Raw genomic sequence first — 2722 nt, 5'->3', positions numbered from 1 at the left:
AACTAACAAGTCGTTTAAACGGAATAAAAACAGTTGGCCATCGCTTCGCGATTATAGCCAACCATTTTTATCCGCTTAACGAGGCGTTATGTGTTCTTGCATTGCCAGAGTTAACTTTTCATTGATTATTAGTTGTCTTTTTACGCTCAAAGACTTATTATGTCTTTGTTGTTCGCTAATCATGGAACTGTATGTTTTTACTAGGAGTATTTATGCAATTTTTAATTGGTTTAGGTATGGCAGTAGCAGTTGGTGCTTTTTATTATTACGTTTTATATTCTCCTGCTCAACAAAATGATTGGGATAAATTACCAACATTGCCTGAATATTTAGCTAAGCATCCAGAATGTAAAACTAGTGATGATGAGAATGCGAAATGTTATTCATGTGAATCAGATAAAGTTGTTTTTCAGCCTCTAACTGATCACGCAGATCCAAGATATAAACATATTTGTTTATCGTGCAGTAAAATTTTATTCAAAAGTAAATCAATTATTTAAATGGTGTTCAACACATAACAAGTCGTTTAAACGGAATTAAAACAGTTGGTTATCGCTGCGCGATTTTAACCAACCATTTTAATCCGCTTAACGAGGCGTTATAAGTTTCGAGGGTTTTGTGGCAATTAGTGAGTTTGAGTTATTCAAAGTAGAGTCAATCGCAAAGGTTTTTTGTGGAGATAGAAATAAGAATTTCCCTCCCGATCAACTTTATATTGATTATAAAATGGAAGAGCAGACTCTTTATATTTTAGAGGTTCGCCCTAAATGGAATGATCCAACCGTAAAAACAAAGTTGTTTGTTGCTAAATTTACCTATGTAAAAAAAGATAAAATTTGGAAACTATATTGGCAGCGTCAAAATATGAAATGGCAACAATATGAACCTAATGGTATTAATCAGCATTTAGAGCCATTAATCCAAATCGTTAACGAAGATCCCCAAGGATGTTTTTGGGGGTAAAACTTATAACAAGGCAATTAAACGGAAAATTTACAGTTGGCTGTTTTTCGTTCCTCAAACATTATAGCCAACTATAATTTTCCGCTTATTGCGGCGTTAGTCTGCCTTAAAATTTGTGCGTGTTGTTAGTTTATGAGTTGTGATTTTTAATCTGAATTACGTGGTTTTATATTGATAAGTTGGTGCGTTGTGAGCTTAGTCAGTCTGCTCATTCCGCCAAAATAGGCTGTCGCTAATAGTCGTCTTAGAAAGGGTGAAAACAGTACGTAAAGTGTTCAGGATGCTCCATTAGCTCCGCTTACTTTATAATGGCGAATTCTGTTCGTCGTTTTTGCATGTTTAGCTTCGAGTGTGTCATGGTTTTTAATGTTGCTCGTAGTTTCTAATAATTAATAAGTGTAAAGTTGCCAATAATCAGCAACTTATTGTTTGCGGTAGCGTTGTCTAAAAGGCAACTAACAAGGCACTTAAACGGAACTAAAACAGTGGGTTACGTTTCGCTTCGCTACACATTTTAACCCACTATTTTAGTCCGCTTAGTGCGGCGTTATATGTCGCTCTTTTTTGATGTTGTATTTTATTTTTTCATATACATTTTGAGCACTGTTTTTCCATGCTGTTTATGGAGATTTCCTCAAATAGAAAAGCTTAAAAATTTCGTCGATTGCGCTGTAGATTTCATTGGCTAACTTGTCATTCGTCAATCTGAAAGTCGTAGTATTTTGGTAGCCTGATTTTGTTTTATTTTCAATTCGTCAGCTAGTTTTTGGTTTGATAATTTGAAATCCAAAAGGGTGCTTTTAAGTGTTCGTAAACTGTTTAATTATTAGTTTTGTGTAATCTGCGTAAAGTGTTTTCTACGGAGTTCAAAGTTAATAATTAAGTTGCTTTAAATCGTGGTGGTTTGCTTTATTATTCCATTTCGTTATGTACTTGTATTGTAAAAGGTTTTAAACTGATCGCGAGCATCTAACAAGCAATTTAAACGGAACTAAAACAGTTGGCTCAGTTTCGCTTCGCTACACATTATAGCCAACAATTTTAGTCCGCTTAATGTGGGCGTTAGGTTTTGATATATATGCACTCTAAAAATAACTCGCATCAAACGTATGAGTTGCTCCATGTTTCTCAACAAGATTTGAGTAATGCAGCCTTTTTTGCTGAACATTTATTATCTCAAGGTTGGCACTATGAGCCTTGGGAAATAGATTGGAGAATGTACTTACATCAAAGTGCGTATGTTACTTCTATGGTTGTTGCATATTGCAGACCTTTTGCTATAAGTAGAGGAAACCCAAAATTTCCTAGTAAATTATTAAGAGTGTTAGATAGCGAACAGAAACAATTACATGAACGACTTCTTAAATTACGTCATCAAGTATATGCGCACAGTGAAATTGCACTAAGAAAAGTTAGGCCTGTTGTTTTTGAGGGAAAACCTTCGGCAACAGAAGTTCTGCCTGCTATGCGCTTTGATCGCAATGAGTTAATCCTCATACGTCAAATGATTACTGTAATCAGTATTGAAGTACAGGGTAAACTTGAAAGTTTATCCAATATTCTTGCAAATAAAACCTAACAAGTCGTTTAAACGGAACTAAAGCAGTTCATCATTTTTGCAAAAAGACCGCAAAAATACTGCCCAATTTTAGTCCGCTTAACGAGGCGTTAGTCTGCCTTAAAACCTGTTGTGTATTTTCAGTTTTTGAATAGTGATTTGTAATCTGAAATTGGTTTTGTAACGTTCATCAATTGGTGC

The 2722-nt window shown here is 34.8% G+C and carries 3 protein-coding genes; all 3 read left to right on the top strand.

Annotated features, from left to right (window positions below; translation table 11 throughout):
* Window positions 1-212 precede the first annotated feature (212 nt).
* The 3 genes from G322_RS0118580 to G322_RS0118570 all read left to right on the top strand — a co-directional run bounded on the left by G322_RS0118580 (window position 213) and on the right by G322_RS0118570 (window position 2542).
* Window positions 213-500: a hypothetical protein gene (locus G322_RS0118580; protein ID WP_022943178.1), complete on the top strand. Its 288-nt coding sequence runs from the start codon at window positions 213-215 to the stop codon at window positions 498-500.
* Between the two features lie 118 nt (window positions 501-618).
* Complete coding sequence (locus G322_RS0118575; RefSeq protein ID WP_022943177.1) at window positions 619-963, top strand: DUF3024 domain-containing protein; 345 nt, start codon at window positions 619-621, stop codon at window positions 961-963.
* Between the two features lie 1078 nt (window positions 964-2041).
* Window positions 2042-2542 carry a hypothetical protein gene (locus tag G322_RS0118570; RefSeq protein WP_022943176.1) on the top strand — a complete coding sequence of 167 codons (501 nt, stop codon included), beginning with the start codon at window positions 2042-2044 and terminating at the stop codon, window positions 2540-2542.
* Window positions 2543-2722 lie beyond the last annotated feature (180 nt).

The organism is Psychromonas hadalis ATCC BAA-638 (genome assembly GCF_000420245.1).
GTDB classification, from domain to species: Bacteria; Pseudomonadota; Gammaproteobacteria; order Enterobacterales; family Psychromonadaceae; genus Psychromonas; species Psychromonas hadalis.
This window is presented reverse-complemented; position numbering and strand designations above follow the sequence as displayed.

Coding starts and splice junctions, on each gene's coding strand:
- G322_RS0118570 (WP_022943176.1), top strand. CDS start 2,042: ATGCACTCTAAAAATAACTCGCATCAAACGTATGAGTTGCTCCATGTT.
- G322_RS0118580 (WP_022943178.1), top strand. CDS start 213: ATGCAATTTTTAATTGGTTTAGGTATGGCAGTAGCAGTTGGTGCTTTT.